General features: G+C 61.6%; 3 protein-coding genes. All 3 read right to left on the reverse strand.

Annotation, left to right across the window (positions count from 1 at the left end; all coding sequences use genetic code 11):
- Window positions 1-33: 33 nt before the first annotated feature.
- Window positions 34-639, reverse strand: a complete 606-nt coding sequence (locus CXY71_RS00405) for a hypothetical protein (RefSeq protein ID WP_104133770.1) — start codon at window positions 637-639, stop codon at window positions 34-36.
- Between the two features lie 524 nt (window positions 640-1,163).
- Window positions 1,164-2,045, reverse strand: a complete 882-nt coding sequence (locus CXY71_RS00415; RefSeq protein WP_233204308.1) for a Brp/Blh family beta-carotene 15,15'-dioxygenase — start codon at window positions 2,043-2,045, stop codon at window positions 1,164-1,166.
- Window positions 2,046-2,104: 59 nt separating this feature from the next.
- Window positions 2,105-3,295: a lycopene cyclase family protein gene (locus tag CXY71_RS00420; protein ID WP_104133773.1), complete on the reverse strand. Its 1,191-nt coding sequence runs from the start codon at window positions 3,293-3,295 to the stop codon at window positions 2,105-2,107.
- Window positions 3,296-3,515: the final 220 nt, after the last annotated feature.

Here is a 3,515-nt window from a genome sequence, read left to right on the forward strand (position 1 = left end):
GCCGACAAACCCACCAAGAATGACCGCCTCGAACTAGCCGCCTAAACTCCCACTGGTCTCATCCGCCTTGACAAGTTCCGCAATGGCCTCTACTACCTCTGCGAGCTCTCTACTTGAGACGATGAGAGGACCGTCGACGGGATTGACGCCTGCGAGTTGAGCCAGCCGCGGTTCATCTCGGAACGCCTCCTCGAGTGATTCGATTCCACAAAGATGAACATTCTCGCGCGGTATGCCGATCTCAATGGAGATCCGCTCTAAGAGACTCTCGTTCTCGTTCGCGTTCGCCGTCAGGTACCGATTGGAGTAAAAGAGATAGTTTTCAAGTTTGCCGGCTTTGTGCAGCTTTCTCGCTCGAGGAAGTTCCAACGTGAGGACCGCTGTCCCTCTCGCGCCGCTGAAGTCACGATCTGAAAAATACCCATACAAGTTCGTGTGCTTCGTCTGGATGATCGTGATTTTGTCCCAGGGGCGCGCCCTACTAGGGAAGCCATCGGCTAGTCCCTCAAAACGAGCGTCACGCCCACCGTCGACGCCAGCCGCGAATCCTTGGACTCCTTTGCCGAGCTTGAGCTTGGCTGCCTGTACAACGAGCGCCTCGAACTGCGCCTCATTCAGGTCCTCGTATGCGTACACCACACCCCAGAGTACCTAGATGAAGCGGGTCCTGACGCTGGCCTCACCCAACCCTGACATAGGGCACCGCCGCAATTATCGCGACGCCCACGGCAGACGTCACCGGCCAGTATCCGCCTCCTACGAAGCGACCGGCAGTGCGCAGACCGGATCAAGAGAACTCGACTCGGCCACAAGCTTTCTTCACAAAAAAGCAGAGGAGCAGGGGACGTTACATATCGAGCTGCTACTTGCTACGGAGTGCCAGAAATGCATTCTCCAGTGACGGGCAATCTTGGGCATCAAGGACCACCGCATTCGCGCCGAACTACCCGACGGAAGATCTCCGGATTAAAGTCGAACTGCCTCAGCAAGTGGGTCGGCTGGGCCCGCCGATGCCGTATCCCGGCCTTCGTGAAACTGCAGAAAAGCATTGCCAAGCATCGCTCGGCGATCCTGGCGTCTACCGAGCAACCGTCGTTGTTCATTCTTCGATCCGCACAGCTGCGTAGTTGCCTCGTAATGTTTTCATCCGACGGGAATGATTATCAGCAGGGATCGGATGCTTTTGACGCCCGGCGGTAGCGGTTTTCGTGGGTCACTACGATCATGTGCGGGACGGTTAGCCCCGCTAAACCGATGAACACCACCTGCAGGATTTGCTCGCTCAGGGCGCCGTCGGGGCCGAGCCAAACCAGAACTACGCCCACTGTAAGGATGGGCACCACGGTGTACACCAGCACCATCAGTGCCGGCAGCCGTCCACCGTCACGTTCGGCGTGAAACCCTGCCTTCAGGTGCCGAAAACTGTGCAGAGCGCAGAAGTACAGTAGAAAGAAGACCAGCGGCTCTGTTGCGAGGGCGAGAATGGTCGCGAGCAGAATTTCGATGCTTTCGTGTGCCCGATGTCGCAGTGCGACTAAGGCTGCGACCAGCAGGCTGGCTAGGGCGAGCGGCCCCAGCCACTCTTGCACGCTGGCGACCACCGCGCCTCCGTCTCCGGCCAGCACCACGTAGGCAGCACTCACCTGCGCGGGATGCGACAGCGCCGGGAGACTGAGCAGCCCGAACCCGGCGAGAAACCGCAGCCAGGGCGCCCGGTCAGCATTCCAATCTGACCCGAAGTGCAAAGCAGACACGAGCAGGAACGTGACTAAGCTCTCCACTGGAGCGATCAGCCAAAGCAACACAACGCCGACCACGACGAGAATGTAGGCCATGTTGAATCCGGCGAAGCCCAGTGGGGTGCGCCACAGTCCGGCACGGCGCGCGATCAGCGGATCGAGGGCGCCGTGGGGCAGGCCCAGAATCGCGACCAGCACGCCCAGGAGCACGACCTGAACCGTGAGCGAAGGCAGTGGCAAGCCCAGCCCGAGCACGACCAAGGTGACTAGGGCGAGGCTGGCGAACACTACCGTCTCGACGGGCACTCGATGCCGCCGCGGCCTGACGCGGGTGGACCCAGCATAAGACGGAGCGGCTTGGCCGGTCATTGATCGCTCGTACTTGGCGTCACGGTAACGGCCGGTGCGGCCGGTGCCGGGCTAAAAACGGTAGGCGCGGCCATCTGGGCGATGAAGGGGCTCCACGGCAGGCTGGAGATGATGCGCGCGTAGTCCTCGGCCCGCGCACCGTCACTGAGAAAACGCACCAGTGCGGCCGGGGGAACGCCGCGGGCGAGGGCGAGAAAATACTCTGCGGTACGTTCCGGGTGCGCCCGAACGGCCTGCAGAAAAATGCGATCGAAGGTGCGTCGCAGTCGAGGTTCTTTCGGGTGCCCCACAGCTTCCCGGCCCGCGAGCAGACGCTCCGCGCACAGCTGAGCCCACCGTGCAATGCGCAAAAACCCGTAGCCCGAAGCGGCCCGCAGCGCGCCGCCAGCGTTACCCGCATGCACCACGCCTCCAATCGGCGGCGCAGCTTGGCGGCCCAGTCCCATGGCCAACACGCCGCCCTCGGTTCGCACCCGGCGGGCGTCAGCCAAACCGAGCCCGGTAAGCACCTGATCCAGCTCCAAGATCAAGCGGTCCCGGTTGATCGGCGCCGTGCCGAACCGCGTCCACTCCACAATCGCGCGGTTCGGTCCCAACGGTAAGGCATACACAAAACGTAACCCCTCGGCGTCGGACGCGAGAGATCCCATCAGCGTCACCTCGCCAGGGATGAACGGCAGCGGACAGTCACGTTCCAGCTCGAGGCCCACGAAGCTCTGGTACAGCATCGCTGCGGCGGCGCGGGGCCGGGTATCAATCACCTGACGCGCCAGCAGCGTGCCCGCGCTGGTCTCCACTCGAACGCCGCCCGAAACCGCTGTGACTGTGCCGGCGCGCACTCCGAGGCGCAGGTCGACGCGCGGTGACTCGGCAATGTCGGTCTGCGCGCTCGCGTAAAAGTCGCTGCCCCGAACGTATTGGTAAGCCAGCCCGGGCACTTGGTGCCGAACGGTCAAGCCCGCCGCATCGGAAAAAGTCCATGTTTTCCAACGTCGCGAGACTAAATGCGACAGATCGTGCTGTTCCGGTCGCCAAAAACACCAGCTGCGATCGTCTCGATAGGCCGTGCGCGGTTCTAGCAGCACGACGCGCGGGCCGGAACGCTCCCGAGCCAACCGGACCGCCAAAGTGAGTCCGGCCAAGCCCGCGCCCAGTATCACGAGGTCAGCGTCCGCGGCAGGCGGCATCTATGCTCCTTCTCTCTCGATCACGTATACGAGTACGGACCGGGTGATACGCAAACAGCCTAACGAGAAACCCGAAGCTGATCAGTATTTCTAAGACTCCGTCCGTAGCTGGTTGGAATACTCCTGCTAGCGGGAGTATGTTGAGATACGGAACCTAGTTAGCTATTTATTTTCGTTTGATCCCGGCCATTTTGGCGAATGCTCGTGAACAGCAAAGGAC

This window comes from Cryobacterium sp. Y62, from assembly GCF_002929785.1.
Lineage (GTDB): Bacteria > Actinomycetota > Actinomycetes > Actinomycetales > Microbacteriaceae > Cryobacterium.